The organism is Actinomycetospora sp. ABD4_176 (assembly GCF_056311855.1).
The window spans coordinates 4,105,334-4,121,235 of record NZ_CM149974.1 but is presented as its reverse complement, the minus strand read 5'-3'; the positions used below and the strand labels follow the sequence as shown (position 1 = coordinate 4,121,235).

Genomic DNA, 15,902 nt, shown 5'->3' with positions numbered 1-15,902 from the left:
CCGACCGGGACAATCGCGACCGTGGACCTCGTGCTCGGTGTCCGGCTGTTCGTGCGCGGCGCCGTCACGGTGCTGCGCACGCCGCGCCTGCTGCTGCTCGGCGCGATCCCCGCGCTGATCGTGTCGGTGCTCTACGTCGGGGCGCTGGCGACGCTGGTCGTCTGGCTCCCGGACCTGGCGGCGGCGCTGACGCCGTTCGCCGACGGCTGGTCGGAGACCGGACGGTCGCTGACCCGGATCGCGGCGGGTGCGGCGGTCGTGGCCGCCGCGGGGGCGGTCGCCGTCGTCACCTTCGTCGCCGTGACCCTCGCCGTCGGCGGCCCGTTCTACGAGCGCCTGGCCGAGATCGTCGACGACGAGGTCGGCGCGGTGCCCGCGGTCCGGGAGACGTCGTGGGTGGGGTCGGTGGCACGCGGAGCGCGCGACGGGCTGGTGCTCGTCGCGCTGTCGGTGCTCGCGGCGATCCCGCTGTTCCTGCTGGGCCTGGTGCCCGTCGTGGGGCCGGTCCTCGGGCCCGCCGGCGCGGCGCTCGTCGGCGGGCGCCTGCTGATGATCGAGCTCACGGCGCCCGCGCTGCAGCGCCGCGGGCTCGACTTCGGGGCGCGGCGTCGTCTCCTGCGGACGCGGCGGGCCGCGACCTGGGGCGTCGGCATCCCGACGTACCTGCTCGCGGCGATCCCGTTCGTCGCGATCGTCGCCATCCCCGCCGCCTCGGCCGCCGCGACGCTGCTCGCGCGGGAGCTCTGCGGGGAGCCGATCGCTCAGGCGCGGCCCGCCTCCACGGCGTGAGCGGCGAGCACCTCGTCCATCACCCGCTCCTGCTCGACCGCCAGGCCGGTGCGCCGGACCTCCTGCCGCAGGTCGGGGTCCCACGGCGTCGGCGGGACGGCGGACGGGTACACGGGCGGGAGCTCGACGTCGACCGCGCGCCCGACCGCCGCCCGGTAGTCCGCGACGGTCGTGCGCCACGGGATCACGCCCCGGGTGTGCAGCCGTGCCGTGATCCCCAGCCCGCCGGCGTCGACGTCGCCGTGGTGGCGGACCTCGGCACCGGCATCCCGCAGGGCCTCGAGCAGCGCGAGCGCGCCCGTCGTCGGCTCGCCGCCGGTGCAGACCAGCGGCGCCGCGAGCCCCTGCTGGACGGCCGCCTCGAGCAGCCGCGGGTTCTCGACCGACAGCACCACGGTGCCGGGCGGCACGGCGACGGCGAGGTCGCGGACGGTCAGCGTGGTCAGGGCGGTGGGCGCGCCGGCGGCGGTCAGGGCGCAGACACCCGCCACGACACCGTCACCCCGGAGCGGCAGCGCCCAGGTCAGCGTCGGCGCGGAGACGACGTCGCCCGGCAGCCCGGCGGCGGCCCAGAGGCCGGACTCGGTGGTGGCGCCGTCGACGCCGCGGTGGACGAGGGCCCGCGCGCACCCAGCGGTGCTCCGGAGTCCCGCGGTCGAGGGCGTGGGCGGAGCCCAGGACGCGGGCGGCGACCTCCCCGCGGCTGCGGCGACGGTCGCCGTGCCCGAGGACCCGGGCCACGACGTCGACGGCTCGCACCGCCGTGACCGCGTCCGGGATCGAGGGGCGCACCGCCGCCGCCCACGCGCCGACCCACGGCTCGCCGCCGAGCCGGTCGCGCGCCGAGGTCTCGAGCGCCAGGTCGCGGCCGTCGCGGCGCGAGCGCTCCCCGTCGCGGGCCTCCTTGCGACCCGTCGGCGCGTGGCCCGCCGCGGCGAGGACCGCGAGGAGGTCCGTGCCGTGGGCGGCCAGGCCGGCGTCGAGGGCGGCGAGGTCGAGACGGTGGCGGGTGGTGCGGAAGCGTCGTCCGAGGAGGTCGCCGATGCGCGCGTAGACCTGCGCGTCGAGACCCTGCGGGAGCCCGACCGGGCGCCGGTCGGCCAGACCGCGCCGGTCGAGGGCCGCGGACACCTGCCGCCAGAGCGGGTCGAAGGCCGGCTCGAGGAGCACGGACGGGACCCTCATGCGCTCGCCCTCCGGTGATCGTGGGGGCGTTGCTGACGTCTGACGCCGGCGTGGCCGCCAGGCTGAGGCACCGGGCGCGCTCAGGCGTAGGCGGCCCAGTCGGGCATCGGCGCGCCGCGCAGGGACGCGCCGAGGCGGTCGAGGTACCAGCGCCAGCCGGCGTCGACGTCGGTGGGCGTCTGGCCCTCGACGAGGCGCTGGGCGAAGACGAGGACCGCGCCGGACCCGTGCGGTTCGACGGTGAGGTCGAGGTGCCAGGAGCGGTCGCCGTCCGCGGGGAGCTCGACGGCGAGGTGGCGGGGCTCCTCGCAGGCGAGGATGCGCACGTCGACGGGGTCGTCGACCTCGCCGCCCGCGTCGACCTCGCCGGTCATGGTGAACGCGACGGTGCCGCCGACGCGCGGCTCGCCCGTCCAGGTGCCGATCCAGCGCCCGAGCCGCTCGGACTCGGTGATCGCGGCCCAGACGTCCTCGACCGGGTCGGGGTACTCGCGGCGCCACACCGCCGTCGTCGCGCCCTCGGGGTCGGTGCGGATCTCAGCCGGCGGCGTGGTCATCGAGGTCTCCCCTCTCGGCGGTCCGGCGGGCACGCCGGCCGCGGTGCATCTCGGTGTCGAGGGCGTCGAGCCGGCCCGCGGGGCCGCCGAGCGCGGGCAGCGGGCGGAACCGCCCCAGCCACGCGTCGAGCTCGGCGAGCGGGCGACGATCGAGCGCGTAGATCCGGTGCTGGCCCGCGACTCGCGAGGTCACGAGCCCCGCCTCGCGCAGCACGCGCAGGTGGCGGCTGATCGCGGGGCGGCTGACGGGGAAGTCCGCGGCGATCTCGCCCGCCCCGACCTCGCCGTCCGCGAGGCGCTCGACGATGGCCCGGCGGACCGGGTCGGCGAGGGCCTCGAGCGGGAGCACGAGGAACATGTAACCAGGTCTTTCATTAACCGTCCAGCTACACGTCCGGAGCCGGCTCAGAGCAGGGTGGGCTGCTCGTCCTCGTCGTCGCCCTCGGCCACGGTGACCGCCGGGGCGTAGCGGGCGGCAGCCGGCAGCACGCGCAGGGCGCCGCTCGCCTCGCGGGCCACGAGGCGCATCGCCTCGAGCAGCCCGACCACGTCCACCGCGAAGCGCTCGGCGTCGGCGATCGCGTTCTTCGACCAATAGCGCCCGTACTCGCCGACCAGCTCCGCCAGCACCTCGCGCACCGAGGACCACGGGATCGGCTCCGGGTCCTCCGCCGGCCGGAACTGGTAGATCAGCTCGCTGACCAGCAGCAACGCCGCGTGCGGCACCGTCCCGCCGCCCGGGAACACGGTGTCGGAGCACCCGCCGTCGACGTCGAGCGCGGCGACGCCCTCGGCGCGCGCCTCCAGGACGAGCCCCGTGCGCGCCTCGATCCGTCGGGCCTCGTCCGGGGCACGGCGGCGCAGCTCGGCGAACCGGGCCGGGTCGAGGTCCCCGGCGAGCACCACGGGGTCCTCGACCAGCCGCCGCCGCGTCGCCGTCGTCGCCGACCCCCGCTCGCCGGCCCGCTCGACCAGCTCTCCGGCGGTCTCCGCGCCGACCAGCGCGGCGGTCGGGAGCAGCGCCATCCGGTCCTGGCGCACCTCGAGCAGGGCGTCGGCGTCCGCGTCGTGCTCGTAGCTCGCCACCCCGCGGTCGAGCTCGCGCAGCATCCCCTGCGCGATGAGCCAGCGCAGCGCCGTCACCAGTGCGCGACGCGAGGCGGCGTCGGTGTCCTGCACGACGCCCGCCTCGGCCGCCGCGGAGTGCACGGCGTTGACCAGGTCGCGCAGGCTCGTCCGGTCCGGCCCGCTCGTCGTCGCCGCGAGGACGAGGGCGAGCGCGGTGTACTCCGCGGACGTGAACGCGCGCGGGGTCGTCGCGACGGTGCGCAGCGGCCGGTCGGTCGGTACGTGGCCGGTCTTCACCAGCCGGGCGGTGTCGGCGGTGACGACGAGCCGGTAGGTCAGCTCGGTGGAGAACCACGCGTCCAGCGCGTCGGCGTGGCGGCGGATGAGCGCGAGCAGGTCCGGGTCGGTCTCGGCCGTGCGCCAGGGCCGGGCGAGCAGGGCCCGGGTGGCGACGACGAGCTCGGTGTCGCGCTGCGGATCCGACCGCGGCGCCGTCACGGAGCCGGCTCCACCGTCAGCGCGAGCCCCTCGAGGCGCAGCGACCCCGCGTGGGTCGGCACGACCGTCGCGGAGCCGGGCGTGCGCGTGACCACGCAGCGCACCCCGTCCAGCGACACCGAGCCCGCGGCGGCGGCCGGACCGAGGTCCGCCACGGCCCGGGTGAGGACCCGCTGCAGCTCGCGCAGGGCGGGCTCGGAGAGCCGGTCGGCGAACGCCGACGCGCCGGCCTCCAGCAGCTCCGTGCGCGCCGCGACCGCCCGCTTCTCGGTCTCGGCGCGCCGCGCCAGCAGGTGGCGACGCTCCTGGCTGCGGTCGGCGACGCGGGAGGTCCGGCCGCGGCTGGTGGTGTCCCCGCGCTCGCGCAACGACACCGGCACCGGCGCGACCGGCGCGTCCCACCACGAGATCGCCGACGACACCGGGTCGGTGTCGTCCCCGCCGGCGACCCCGAGGTGCCGGGCGCCGTAGAGGCCGAACGCGGCCGCGGCCAGCTCGTGGGCGCGCCCCGCGTCCGAGCGCCCGAAGAACAGGGCGAGCCGCAGGAAGTCGACCCGCCGCGACGACCCCAGCGTGCCGGTCCGCGAGAGCCGGGTGAGGTTCTGCGTCAGCGTCCGCACGGCGTCGACGGCGTCCCGTTCCAGCGTCTGCGCCCGGCTGGGGCGCCCGAGGGTGGAGACGAACCACGACGCCAGGTTCTCCCAGTCCGCGACCGTGGCCCCGGGCTCGCGGCGCACCCGCACCGCGGAGAGCCCGGCCGCCGCCACCCGCGCGGCCAGGCCGTCCGCGGCCCGGCCGACGATCGTCGGCACGTGCGGGCCCACCGCCTCGAGCAGCGCCGCGATCGGCCGCGCGGCCCGGCGCAGCGTCTCCAGCCGCTCGCCCACGTAGCCGACGAGGACCTCGGAGAAGAACGCGAACTCGTCGGCGTCGAGGTCGAACCGCGACTGCCACTGGTTGATCGCCGCGAAGAACTGGGTGATCTCCGCCGAGAACGCCACGTGCGGGTCGAACACGGCGCGGACCGCCTCGGCGAGCCGCGTCGGCGGTGCGCTCGCCGGGTCGAGCCGCGACAGCGTCTCCAGCGCGGCGCGCAGCTGCTCCAGCCGCCCCAGCGAGACGTCCCGCACGTCGTCGACCTGCGCGAGCACGCCCTCGACGACGTCGTGGACCTCCTGGCCGACCCGGGTGATGAGGTAGCGGTTGCGGCGCCGATAGTAGTCCTCGACGGTGCCGACCTGCCCGACCGACGCCGAGACCTCGAGGTTGCCCCAGGTCCGCAGCTGCTCCAGGCGCAGCGTCACGGTCGGCTCGTCGAGCGGGGTGCCGGCCTCGGCCAGCCGCGTGGCCACGTCGGCCGGGGTCAGCTCGGCGAAGAACGTGCCGGCGAACACGCCGAGGATCGCGCGGTAGTCCGGTGACTCGGTGACGTAGGCGAACACGGAGGTCCGCACGCCCACCGCGGTCGGCGCGGGCACCGTCGGGCCCTCGCTCACGCCGAGACCGCCAGCTCGGAGCCGTTCCAGCGGTAGTGGACGAGCGCGATGGCGCGCAGGTCGGGGTCGCGCAGGACCTCGGTGATCGCGAGCGCCGGGACGTTCGGGTGCGTGCCCCACAGCCGCTCGGAGGTGACGACGAAGTCGACGTCGAGGTCGACGAGCAGGCCGAACAGCTTCGCGTGGTTGTCCTCGGAGACCTTGGCGAACGCGTCGTCGAGCAGCACCAGGCGGGGCGCCCCGACACCGTGCGGGTCGTGGGCGGCCGCGCTCGCCGCGGCCGCCGAGGCCATCGGCAGCACCGTGACCAGCTTCTTCTCGCCCTCGGAGAGGGTGGTGCGCCGCGTGAGCAGCTCGTCGGGCCGCCCCGGCCGACGCAGGTAGATCCGCATCTCGTGCCAGGTCCGGTAGTCGAGGATCTCGCCGATGACGGTGCGGTAGGACGCTTCGGGGTTCTCGCCGCGGGCCTGTTCCACCAGGCCCTTGACCGCCTCGCGGACCCGGTCGTCGTCCTCCGGCCGGCGCAGGTCCGGGTGGGTGCCGAGGAGCTCGAGCGCGGTGGCGGTGTCGGCGTCGAGGTCCGAGCGGGGCCGCCACTGCAGCTTCACGCCGATGCCCTGGCTCGACGTGACCCCGCGCAGGATGCGGTTCATCCGGTCGACCAGCTCGCGCGCGGCGAACAGCGCGTCGGCGACCTCGCGGGCGATGCGCCCGTGCAGCAGGTTGCGCAGCGCCTGGTCCTGCTGGGCCGACAGGAGCCCCTCGGCCTGCCGCTTCTGGACCGCGACGCGCAGCACCATCTGCGCGAGCGTCGCCCGCGAGCCGCTGGTGACGAACACGGCCACCGGCATCCCGTCGGCCGACCGGCGGCTCTCGACGTCCCGGCCGCCGCCGGTCAGCGCGTCGCGGGCGGCGCGCAGCGCCTTCTCCAGTGCGTCCTCGGTGACGTTCGCCCGCGGCGCCGGCACGCGCTCGCGCAGGGCCGCGACCAGCTCCTGGGCGCCGTCGACGGTGTCCGCCGTCGCGGGCACGGGTTCCGGCTCCGGCTCGGGCTCCGGCTCGGACCCCGACGCGGCGCCGTCCGCGGGGCGGCGCTCCGCGGCCGGGAGCAGGCCGGGGGTGCCGACGACTTCGACGAGTCGGCGGCGCGTCGTGCGGACCGCGGTCGCGCGCTCGGCCGCCGTCGCCACCGCGGTGTCCACCTGCCCCTCGGCCTGCGCGAGCGCGACCGCGCTCGCCTGCTTGGCCTCCCGCGCGGCCTCCAGCCGGTCGGCGAGCTCGCGCAGCCGGTCGTCGAGCTCCGCGACCCGGGCGGCCACCTTCGCGGGCTCCTCGCCGAGCGCGGCCTCGATCGTCTCCAGCTCCGTGCGGACGCCGTCGGCGTGCTCCGCGGCCGACCGCCGGGCGGCCACCGCGGCCGCGTGGTCGGCGCCGTCGCGCTCCCACGCCGCGATCGTCTCCAGCCATGTCCGCACGCTGCGGTGGGTCCGCTCGCGGGCGGCCTCGACGGACGCGAGCGCGCGCTCGGCGTCGCCCACCGCCTCGGCCAGCTCCTCGAGCCGCGCCGAGTCGGTCGGCAGGCCCGCGTCGCCGGCCTCCTGCTGCAGACGCGCCCACCCGTCGTCGGCGCGGCGCCGGGCCTCGTCCGCGGCCGCCGCCTGCTGCGCCGCCCGGCCCTGCGCCTCCTCGGCGTAGCGGCCCGCCCCGGTCGCCGCGGCGCCCGCGTCGTCGACGGCCCGGGTCGAGGGCAGCGCGCGCACGAGGACGCGCAGGCCCGAGGAGTGCTCGTCGAGGGCGGCGAGCACGGTGCGCGCGGCCGCGAGGCGGTCCTCGGCCACGGACACCAGCTCGGCGAGCTCGGCCAGCCGCCGGGCGCGGGCCTGCGCGCGGGCCCCGGCTCCGACGTACTCGGCGGCGGCCTTGCGGTGCCGGCCCCGCAACGATCCGGCGCCGAACGACCCGTCGTCAGCGACCCAGAGACCCCGGCCCGGCGCCGTCCCGATCGCGGCGAGCACGCCCGCGACGACCTCGGGACCGACGACGCCGGTGTCGGCGGGGGCGAGCCAGCGGGCGAGACCCTCGCCGCCCTGCCCGCCCTCCTGACCGCCGCCCTGACCGCCGCCGGGCGCCACCAGCAGCTCGCCCTCCGCCCCGCGCACCGACCCGTCGTCGCGCACCTGCGCGGCGAGCAGGCCGGACGCCTCGAGGGCCGCCTCGAGACCGGAGCGGGCGTCGTCGTCGAGCCCGGGCCGGAAGTCGACCACCGAGGCGAACAGGGCGGCGTCGGCGACCGGCGTGTCGGCGCGCCACGCCGCGCGTGGGAGCGGGAGCTCGGTGGCGGCCTCGACGCGGGCGTGCTCGGCCCGCAGCTCGGCGATCTCGGCCTCGACCGCCTCGACCCGGGACGCGGCCCGCGACCGCGCGACGGCCAGCTCCGCGCCGACCGCGTCGGCCTCGGCGCGCGCGGCGCGGACGGCCCGGTCGGCGAGAACGCGCAGGTCGTCGTCCGCGGGGTCGCCCGTGCCCTCGTCGGGCCCCTCACCGGCTCCGTCGTCTGGTGTGGCGAGCCACCCGGTCGGGCCGTCCGGCTCCGCGGGGGGCACGGCGGCGACGTGCGCGCGGAGCCGCTCAACCCACGCCCGCAGCGCGGACCGGTGCTCGTCGGCGGCGGCACGGGCGGCGCGGTGCGCGGTGTCCGCCTGCTCCGTGGCCTCCCCGGCGCGGGTGCGGGCGTCGGCGGCCTCGGACTCGGCGCGGTCCGCGGCGGCGCTCTCCCGCTCCGCGGCGAGCGCCCGCTCCCGCAGCCCGCGCACGGCGGTGCGGTGGGCCCGCAGCGCGTCGCCGACCCCGGTGAGGGCGGCGGGCAGGCCGGCGGTCGGGTCGGCCGTGTCGGGATCGGCCGTGTCGGGACCGGGCGTGTCGGGACCGGGCGTGTCGGGACGGGGCGTGTCGGGACCGGGCGTGTCGGGACCGGCGGCCCCGCCGGAGCGGTCGCCCGGCCCGGGAACGTCGACGACGGTCTCGCCCGCCTCGTCGTGACGGGGCTCGGTGACCAGCGCGGGCGGGTCGGGCAGGCGGGCGACGACCGACGCGGCGGCGGCGGTGCGGGCCGCCGTCGCGACCGCCGCCAGGTGCTCGGTGACCCCGGCGAGGTCGGACTCCAGCTGCCCGCGCGCACCGGAGACCCGCGCGGCGGCGGCGCGGGTGCGCTCGACGGCCCGGGCGCGGTCGGCCTCCCGCCCGCGCGTCTCGGCGTCGGCGCGGGTGAGCTCCTCGCGCCGGTGCACCAGCTCGGTGTGCGCCGTGAACTCCGGCAGGCTGACCAGGCCCTGGCGCTCCGCGTGCGCGCGGCGCTCCTCGGCGGCGAGCTCGTCGACGTCGCGCTCGGCCGCGGTCCGGGCTGTCCGCGCCCGCTCCGCCGCCGCCCGGTCGCGGTCCAGGCGACGCGCCGCGGTCCGGGCGACGTCCACCGCCGAGCCCGCCGCCTCGACCTCGGTCATGAGCACGCGCCGGGCGTAGTCGGTGTAGACCTCGACCACGCTGTCCAGGGCCTCGGCGGTGGCGGCGAGGTCGGTGACGTTGCGGCGGTGGTCCTCGAGGTCCTCGAGCGGCTGGGCGGCGTCGTGCACCGCGTCCTCGGGCACCGGCGGCAGCGCCTCGCGCAGGGTGCGCGGCAGGTCGGCGTCGATGCGGTCGCCGACGCGCGGGTTGCGGACCTGGTGCAGCAGCCGGAAGTACGCGCCCGGGTCGACGCCGCCGAAGAAGCGGCGGGCGATCTCGGCGCGGTACTCGGCGGTGGAGGTGAACACCTGCCCCCGCGTGCCGAGCTCGGCGCGCAGCACGTCGACCGAGAACGGGACGTCGGCCTCGGTGAGCCGCAGGTCGATGCGCACCCGGCGGTCGGTGGAGAACCACCAGGTGGCGACGCGGTCGGTGCTGCGGTTGGCGCGGATGCCGCAGCCGACCGTGCGGTACTCACCGGCACGTTCGAACTCGATCCACAGGTAGCCCGTGCGCTGGGTGTCGTCGTGGTCGGAGAGCATCCAGCTGCGCAGGACCCCGCGCTGCTCGCCCGCCGCGTCGATCTTGCGGACGTCGGCCTCGAGCAGGAACGGCAGCAGCATGTTCATCGCCGTCGACTTGCCCGACCCGTTGACCCCGCGCAGGAGCAGGCGGCCGTCGCCGAACTCCAGCACCTCGTCCTGGTACTGGTAGACGTTCAGGATGCCGGCGCGGGAGGGCTTCCAGCGCTGCTGATCGTCGGCAGGCACCCGACGGAGGGTACGGAGCGGGGTTCAGGTGCCCGCCGCCCAGTCGGGGTCGCCCAGGGCCGCGAGCGTCTCGCGGGGCGCGTCGACGAAGCGGGGGTCGGCCGACGCGCCGCGTGTCCAGGTCAGGGCGCGGGCGACGACGGCAGCGCGGCAGGCGAGCTGGCTCAGGTGGACCAGCTGGTCATGGGGCGCCACGTCCGCGAAGACCTCGAGGTAGGCGTCGCGGGGGCGGGTGACGTCGGGGTCGTCCGTCCCGACCTGCAGCAGGCGCCGCAGCGAGCCCAGCGCCACGAGCAGGCTGGCGAAGGGGTGGGCGAGGACCGCGTCGCCCCAGTCGGCGAAGCGGCCGTCGGTGAGGACGTTGCCGACGTGCAGGTCCTGGTGGTCGAGGCTGGACGGGACGGTGCCGGCGAGCTCGTCCGCCCAGGCCGTGACCTCGGCGGCGCGGTCGGGACCACCGATCGTCGCGACGGCCTCGGCGTAGCGCGCGGGCAGGGCGGGCGGGGTGGCGTCGGGCACGCCGAGGGCCGCCATCTCGGCGAGGTGGGGGGCGAGGCGGCGCTGGAGGTCGGCGTAGCGGGGCAGGGCCGCAGTCAGGGCGGCCGACGGGTCGGTGCCGTCGTCGCGAACGCTCGGTCCGGTGTCGGGCAGGAGCAGGCGGTGGCGCGCGACGTCGACGGCGAGCGGGATCGCGACGGCGTCGGGGGCGACGCGGGCGAGCACGGCGTGTAGCCCGACCTCGGCCGCCATGCCCGTCACCGGCTCCTTGAGCCACACCGGACCGTCGGCCGTCGGCACCCGCAGCACCGTCGACCAGGCGCGGTGGCGCTGGGTCACCTCGCCGGTGGGGTGGCGGCCGGTCACCTCGGCGATCCACGCGAGCACCTCGTCGCGCCAGCCCGGCGTCCCGCGCTCCTGCACGGCGCCCATCGTGCCCGGGCTACCGTGCCGGGGTGCTCGTCGTCCTGCCGCCGTCGGAGACCAAGGCCGCGGGCGGTCGCGGACGCCCGCTGGACCTGGACGCGCTGTCGTTCCCGACTCTCAACGCCACCCGCAAGGTGTTGGTCGACGAGCTCGTGGCGTTGGCCGCCGACGTCCCGGCCTCGCGGGCGGCGCTGGACGTCTCCGAGCGTCAGGACGACGAGATCGCCCGCAACGCCCGCCTGTGGACCTCGCCGACCGCGCCCGCGCTGCGCCGCTACACCGGGGTGCTCTACGACGCGCTCGACGCCGCGTCCCTGACCCCGGCGGCGCGCCGGCGGGTCGTGATCTGCTCGGCGCTGTTCGGGCTGGTCGGAGGCACCGACCCGATCCCCGCCTACCGGCTCTCGGGCGGCAGCGCGCTGCCGGGGCGCGAGGGACTGCGCGTGACCTGGCGCCCCGAGCTGATGCCGCTGCTCGCGGGGCAGGACGACCTGGTCGTCGACCTGCGCTCGGGCCCCTACATGGCCCTGGGCCCGGCGACGGGCGCCGTGACGCTGGACGTGCACAGCGAGGCCGCCGACGGCTCGCGGACGGTGGTCAGCCACGCGAACAAGTCGCACAAGGGCCACGCGGCCCGGCTCCTCGCCTCCTCCCGGCGGCGCCCCCGGGACGCGGGCGGGGTGCTCGCGCTCCTGCGCGACGCCGGCCTGCGCGTCGAGCAGGCCTCCGACCACGCGCTCGTCCTCGTCGTCCCTCGCTGAGGGAGCCCGCTCGGCGTGTCGCCGAGCGAGCATGTGGCGATCCTGGCGTCCAGTGCCAGCGATGCCGCATCGCTCGTACCCCGGGCCTCGCTAGCCCTCCGCGAGGACGGCGTCGGCGAGGGGTGGCCAGGCGGCCTTGGCCCAGTCGCCGAAGTCGCGGTCGGCGAGGGCCACGCACGCGAGGCCGGCGTCCGGGTCCACCCACAGGAACGTCCCCGACTGGCCGAAGTGCCCGAAGGTCCGCGCCGAGTTGGTCGCCCCCGTCCAGTGCGGCGACTTGCCGTCGCGCAGCTCGAACCCCAGGCCCCAGTCGTTGGGCTTCTGGTGCCCGAAGCCGGGGATCGTGCCGTTGAGCCCGGGGAACTGGACCGACGTCGCCTCGTCGAGCGTCGAGCGGTGCAGCAACCGGGGCGCCTGGAGCTCGGCCGCGAGGGCCAGCAGGTCGTCGACGGTCGAGGTCGCGCCGTGGCCCGGCGAGCCGTCGAGGGTCGTCGACGCCATGCCGAGCGGCGCGAGGACGGCCTCGTGGAGGTAGTCGGCGAACCCGATGCCGGTGGCCTCCTCGATCGTCGTCGCCAGCACCTCGAACCCGGCCGACGAGTACAGCCGCCGCGTGCCGGGCTCGGCCATCGGGCGGTGCTCCCCGAACGCCAGCCCGGAGGTGTGCGCGAGCAGGTGGCGCACCGTCGACCCGTCCGGCCCGGCGGGCTGGTCGAGGGCGATCGCCTCCTCCTCGACCGCCACCAGCGCCCCGACGGCCACCAGCGGCTTGGTCACCGAGGCCAGCGGGAAGCGCCGGTCGGTCGGCCCGCGGGTGCCGCGCACCGTCCCGTCGGCCGCCACCACCCCGGCCGCGGCGTGCTCGACGGGCCAGTCGTCGATCTGGGCGAGGCTCTCCACCCGCGCGAGACTAAGGGTCAACCGGCCAGCGCATCGCGGGCCGCCGCTGCGGCGTCGTCGAGCACGCCGCGCGCCGGGTCGTAGCCGCGCGGCTGGTTCGACAGCAGCACCACCACGTACCGCCCGCTCGGTTCGAGCAGGCCCGCCGAGTGCAGGTCGACGCTCGACCCGATGCAGCACGACCAGCCCTGCTTCGCCGCCGCGTTGCCCCGGCGTTCGGGGTCGAGCAGCCCGAAGCCCTGATCGAAGCCGTCCGCGGCCGTCTCCGGGGCGGCCTCGAGGCCCTGGATCATCAGGTCGCGGTCGGCGGGGGTGAGCCCGGTGAGGACGAACGAGTAGAGCGTGGCGACGTCCCGCGCGGTCGTCTCGACCTGGCCCCACTGCCCGGTCTCCGCCGGTGGAGTGGTCGCTCGCAGCCCGAGCATCGCCGCGACCCGCGTGATGCCCTCGGGTCCTCCGTACGTCGACCACAACGCGTTCATCGCCTGGTCGTCCGAGAGGCTCAGCGCACGGCGGAACCGCTGCTCGTCGGCGGGCGTGGTCGTCACCTGGCCCGCCTCACGGCGGACGAGGATGTCGACGATCGTGAACAGCTTGGCCAGCGACGCCGTGCGCAGCGGGGTGTCGCCGTCGTCGTTGACCGCGACCTGGCCCGTGGCGCGGTCGAGCACCGTGACGCCGAGGGTGACGTTTCTGCGCTCCTCGGCTGCGGGCGCGGTCGCCTCGACGGCCGCCTGGGCCCGGGACGGCGCGGGCTCCGGGGTGGTGGTCGTCGGCGCCACGGTCGGCCGGGGAGGTGGGGAGGTGGCCGGCGCGGCGTCCGGCGGGCTGCCGATCGCGCACCCGGCGGCCAGCGCCACGGCGACGACCGTGGCCGCGAGGCGGATGCCCCGACGGGCACGACCGGCGATCACACCGGTGATCCTGCTCCCGATCGTGTGGGATCCGCGCGTCGGACGGGGCCCGGGTCGGTGGACGTCACAGCTCTCACGGGGCGGTCACGCCGCCAGCATCACCTCGTCGGCGCGCAGGGCGGCGACGACACGCTCGGTCATGGCGCGCTGGACGGCCCACTGCCGGCCGGGCTTCGTACGAGCGGTCAGTCGGAGGGTCATACCGGACGCGGACAGCGACTCGACCCCGAGCACCTGCGGCTTCGCCAGCACGTCGGCGGTGTGCCCGTGCTCGGCGATGCCGCCCGCCGCGGCCTCCTCGGCGATCGCGGCGGCGCGGGTGACATCGGTGTCGATCGCCAGCGGGATGTCGACGACGGCGACGGCGTGGTCCTGCGACCCGTTGCCGACGCGCTCGATCGTCCCGTTGCGGACGTACCAGACCATCCCGCTGACGTCGCGGACCGTGGTCGTGCGCAGCCCGACCCGCTCGATGGTGCCGACCGCCTCGCCGAGGTCGACGTGGTCGCCGACGCCGTACTGGTCCTCGAGCAGCATGAAGATGCCCGAGAGGAAGTCCTTGACGAGGTTCTGCGCGCCGAACCCGATCGCGAGCCCGAGGACCCCGGCCGAGGCGAGCACCGGTGCGAGGTTCACGCCGAACTGGCCGAGGACCATCATGAAGGCGGTCCCGAAGATCAGGATCGTGGCCGCGTTGGCGATGACCGACCCCACCGTCCGCGCCCGCTGCGCCCGCCGCGCGGACCCGAAGGCCTCGATGCGGTCGGCCTCGGAGACACCGCGGCGGCGGCGCACCAGCGAGAGCAGGCCGGGGACCCCCGCGCCGGCGACCACGTGGCCGATGACGCGGCTGACGACGAAGCGCAGGACCACGGCCACCAGCACGATGACCGCGACGGCGACGCCGATGTGGACGAGCCCGTCGACGGTGAGGGCAGGGGAGAGCGGCACGGCAACCACCTCGGGGAGCGGGGAGCGGACGGGATGCCGGCGCGCCACCGTGCCGCAGGACCCGGACCCGGGGCAAACCCGGTGCGCACAGGTCCGTCCGGACGTCACGGCGAGGCCGCTCGGGGGTACGCCGCGGGGGGACGGTGTGTGATCGGCGTGATCGGCGCGTCGGACGGGTGTGGGACTCGGGTGACGGGTAGAGAACCGGACATGACGTCCAGCAGCGCGGGCACGGCCCGTCGCGGTGATCGATCCCCCCTGCTGGTCGCGCTCTCCGTGGCCGTCGCGGTGCCCGGCCTCGTGCTGCACGTGGCCGGGATCTCGCTGTCCCACCCCGTCGACGCGCTGCTCTACGGCGTCGCGATCGTCGGCGCGGCGTTCCTGCTGTCGTGGGCCGCGGAGGCCGCGCAGGTCGACATCTCCGCGGGCCTGGCGATCGCGCTCCTGGCGCTGGTCGCGGTGCTGCCGGAGTACGCGGTCGACTTCGTCTTCACCATCCAGGGCGGCGAGGCCTACGCCCAGTACGGGCCCACGTGCCTGCCACCGGGCTCCACGGAGCAGTCCCCGTGCGGCCTGGCGCTGGCCAACATGACCGGCGCCAACCGGATCCTCGTCGGTGTCGGGTGGGCGCTGGTCGTGCTGCTCGCCGCGATCCGGCTGCGCCGCGGCGGCGCCGACGCCGGCCGGGAGGGCGGCGCGGGCACGTCGCACCGCGCGGGCCACGCCACGCGGGTGACGCTGCAGCGCACCGACGCCGTGCCGCTGGTCTTCCTGCTGCTCGCGACGGTCTACTCGCTGACCCTGCCGCTGCGCGTGAGCATCACGCTGGTCGACACGGTCGTCCTCGTCGGCATCTTCGTGCTCTACAGCATCCGCGTGGCCAAGGCGCCGGCCGAGGACCCCGACCTCATCGGCCCCTCCGCCTGGGTGGGCCGGATGGACGCCGGCAGGCGCCGGACCGGCTACATCGGCTTCTTCGTCGTCGCCGCGGTGATCATCGTCCTGTGCGCCGAGCCGTTCGCCGACTCCCTCGTGCAGACCGGCACCGAGCTCGGCATCAGCCAGTTCTTCCTCGTCCAGTGGCTCGCCCCGCTGGCCTCCGAGGCACCCGAGCTGCTCGTCGCCGGCCTCTACGCCTGGCGCCTCAAGACCACCGACGCCCTGGCGACGCTGGTCTCGTCCAAGGTCAACCAGTGGTCGCTGCTCGTGGGGACGCTGCCCGTCGTGTTCGCCCTCGCGGCGGGGTCGCTCCACGGCCTGCCGGTCGACACCGTGCAGCGCGAGGAGCTGCTCATCACCGCCGCGCAGTCGCTGTTCGCGGTCGCGCTGCTCGTCACGCTCTCGATCACGGTGTGGGGTGCGCTGAGCCTGCTCGGGCTCTTCGTGGCCCAGTTCGTGCTGGCCGCCACGTTGCCGCCACCGTTGCAGGAGCTCGAGCTGCTCATCCTGTCCGGCGTCTACGTCGGCGCGGCGATCGTGCTGTTCCTCCGGCGGCGCCACGATCTCGTGCGCCTCGTCCGCGACGGGCTGCGCACGCCGTACGCGGACCTGACCGAGACCGCCGGATCGAGCACGAAGTGAGGCAGAA

The 15,902-nt window shown here is 76.7% G+C and carries 14 protein-coding genes; 3 read left to right on the top strand and 11 right to left on the bottom strand.

What is annotated here, in order from left to right; all coding sequences use genetic code 11:
- The first annotated feature begins 21 nt into the window (after positions 1 to 21).
- Positions 22 to 789 (top strand): EI24 domain-containing protein, encoded by a 768-nt coding sequence (locus ACYX4T_RS19945; RefSeq protein WP_476011015.1) that lies wholly within the window; start codon positions 22 to 24, stop codon positions 787 to 789.
- Here ACYX4T_RS19945 and ACYX4T_RS19940 read toward each other — a convergent pair.
- From ACYX4T_RS19940 to ACYX4T_RS19905, 8 genes are all read right to left on the bottom strand, one after another.
- Positions 762 to 1,280 carry a DUF2399 domain-containing protein gene (locus ACYX4T_RS19940; protein WP_476011014.1) on the bottom strand — a complete coding sequence of 173 codons (519 nt, stop codon included), beginning with the start codon at positions 1,278 to 1,280 and terminating at the stop codon, positions 762 to 764. The genes ACYX4T_RS19945 and ACYX4T_RS19940 overlap by 28 nt on opposite strands.
- Before the next feature lie 7 nt (positions 1,281 to 1,287).
- On the bottom strand, positions 1,288 to 1,974 hold the full coding sequence (locus ACYX4T_RS19935; RefSeq protein ID WP_476011013.1) for a TIGR02679 domain-containing protein: 687 nt from the start codon (positions 1,972 to 1,974) through the stop codon (positions 1,288 to 1,290).
- Positions 1,975 to 2,054: 80 nt separating this feature from the next.
- On the bottom strand, positions 2,055 to 2,531 hold the full coding sequence (locus ACYX4T_RS19930) for an SRPBCC domain-containing protein (RefSeq protein WP_476011012.1): 477 nt from the start codon (positions 2,529 to 2,531) through the stop codon (positions 2,055 to 2,057).
- Positions 2,512 to 2,889, bottom strand: coding sequence for an ArsR/SmtB family transcription factor (locus ACYX4T_RS19925; protein WP_476011011.1), 378 nt, complete (start codon positions 2,887 to 2,889; stop codon positions 2,512 to 2,514). The genes ACYX4T_RS19930 and ACYX4T_RS19925 overlap by 20 nt, the downstream gene beginning before the upstream one ends.
- Before the next feature lie 47 nt (positions 2,890 to 2,936).
- Positions 2,937 to 4,097, bottom strand: a complete 1,161-nt coding sequence (locus ACYX4T_RS19920) for a TIGR02678 family protein (protein WP_476011010.1) — start codon at positions 4,095 to 4,097, stop codon at positions 2,937 to 2,939.
- Positions 4,094 to 5,593: a TIGR02677 family protein gene (locus tag ACYX4T_RS19915; protein WP_476011009.1), complete on the bottom strand. Its 1,500-nt coding sequence runs from the start codon at positions 5,591 to 5,593 to the stop codon at positions 4,094 to 4,096. Before ACYX4T_RS19915 ends, ACYX4T_RS19920 begins: the two co-directional genes overlap by 4 nt.
- Positions 5,590 to 9,864 (bottom strand): TIGR02680 family protein, encoded by a 4,275-nt coding sequence (locus ACYX4T_RS19910; RefSeq protein ID WP_476011008.1) that lies wholly within the window; start codon positions 9,862 to 9,864, stop codon positions 5,590 to 5,592. Before ACYX4T_RS19910 ends, ACYX4T_RS19915 begins: the two co-directional genes overlap by 4 nt.
- Before the next feature lie 24 nt (positions 9,865 to 9,888).
- Positions 9,889 to 10,794, bottom strand: coding sequence for an aminoglycoside phosphotransferase family protein (locus ACYX4T_RS19905; RefSeq protein ID WP_476011007.1), 906 nt, complete (start codon positions 10,792 to 10,794; stop codon positions 9,889 to 9,891).
- 23 nt (positions 10,795 to 10,817) lie between these two features.
- Here ACYX4T_RS19905 and ACYX4T_RS19900 point away from each other — a divergent pair, with 23 nt between their 5' ends.
- Entirely contained in the window at positions 10,818 to 11,549 is a 732-nt protein-coding gene (locus ACYX4T_RS19900) for a YaaA family protein (RefSeq protein WP_476011006.1), read from the top strand.
- 90 nt (positions 11,550 to 11,639) lie between these two features.
- Here ACYX4T_RS19900 and ACYX4T_RS19895 read toward each other — a convergent pair whose 3' ends face one another.
- The 3 genes from ACYX4T_RS19895 to ACYX4T_RS19885 all read right to left on the bottom strand — a co-directional run bounded on the left by ACYX4T_RS19895 (position 11,640) and on the right by ACYX4T_RS19885 (position 14,314).
- Entirely contained in the window at positions 11,640 to 12,449 is an 810-nt protein-coding gene (locus ACYX4T_RS19895) for a serine hydrolase domain-containing protein (protein WP_476011005.1), read from the bottom strand.
- 17 nt (positions 12,450 to 12,466) lie between these two features.
- On the bottom strand, positions 12,467 to 13,363 hold the full coding sequence (locus ACYX4T_RS19890) for a serine hydrolase (protein ID WP_476011004.1): 897 nt from the start codon (positions 13,361 to 13,363) through the stop codon (positions 12,467 to 12,469).
- Between the two features lie 84 nt (positions 13,364 to 13,447).
- The gene (locus tag ACYX4T_RS19885) at positions 13,448 to 14,314 is read right to left on the bottom strand and encodes a mechanosensitive ion channel family protein (RefSeq protein WP_476011003.1); all 867 of its coding nucleotides are present in this window, start codon (positions 14,312 to 14,314) and stop codon (positions 13,448 to 13,450) included.
- Between the two features lie 210 nt (positions 14,315 to 14,524).
- Between ACYX4T_RS19885 and ACYX4T_RS19880 the strand changes: the two genes are divergently transcribed.
- Positions 14,525 to 15,895 (top strand): sodium:proton exchanger, encoded by a 1,371-nt coding sequence (locus ACYX4T_RS19880; protein WP_476011002.1) that lies wholly within the window; start codon positions 14,525 to 14,527, stop codon positions 15,893 to 15,895.
- Positions 15,896 to 15,902 lie beyond the last annotated feature (7 nt).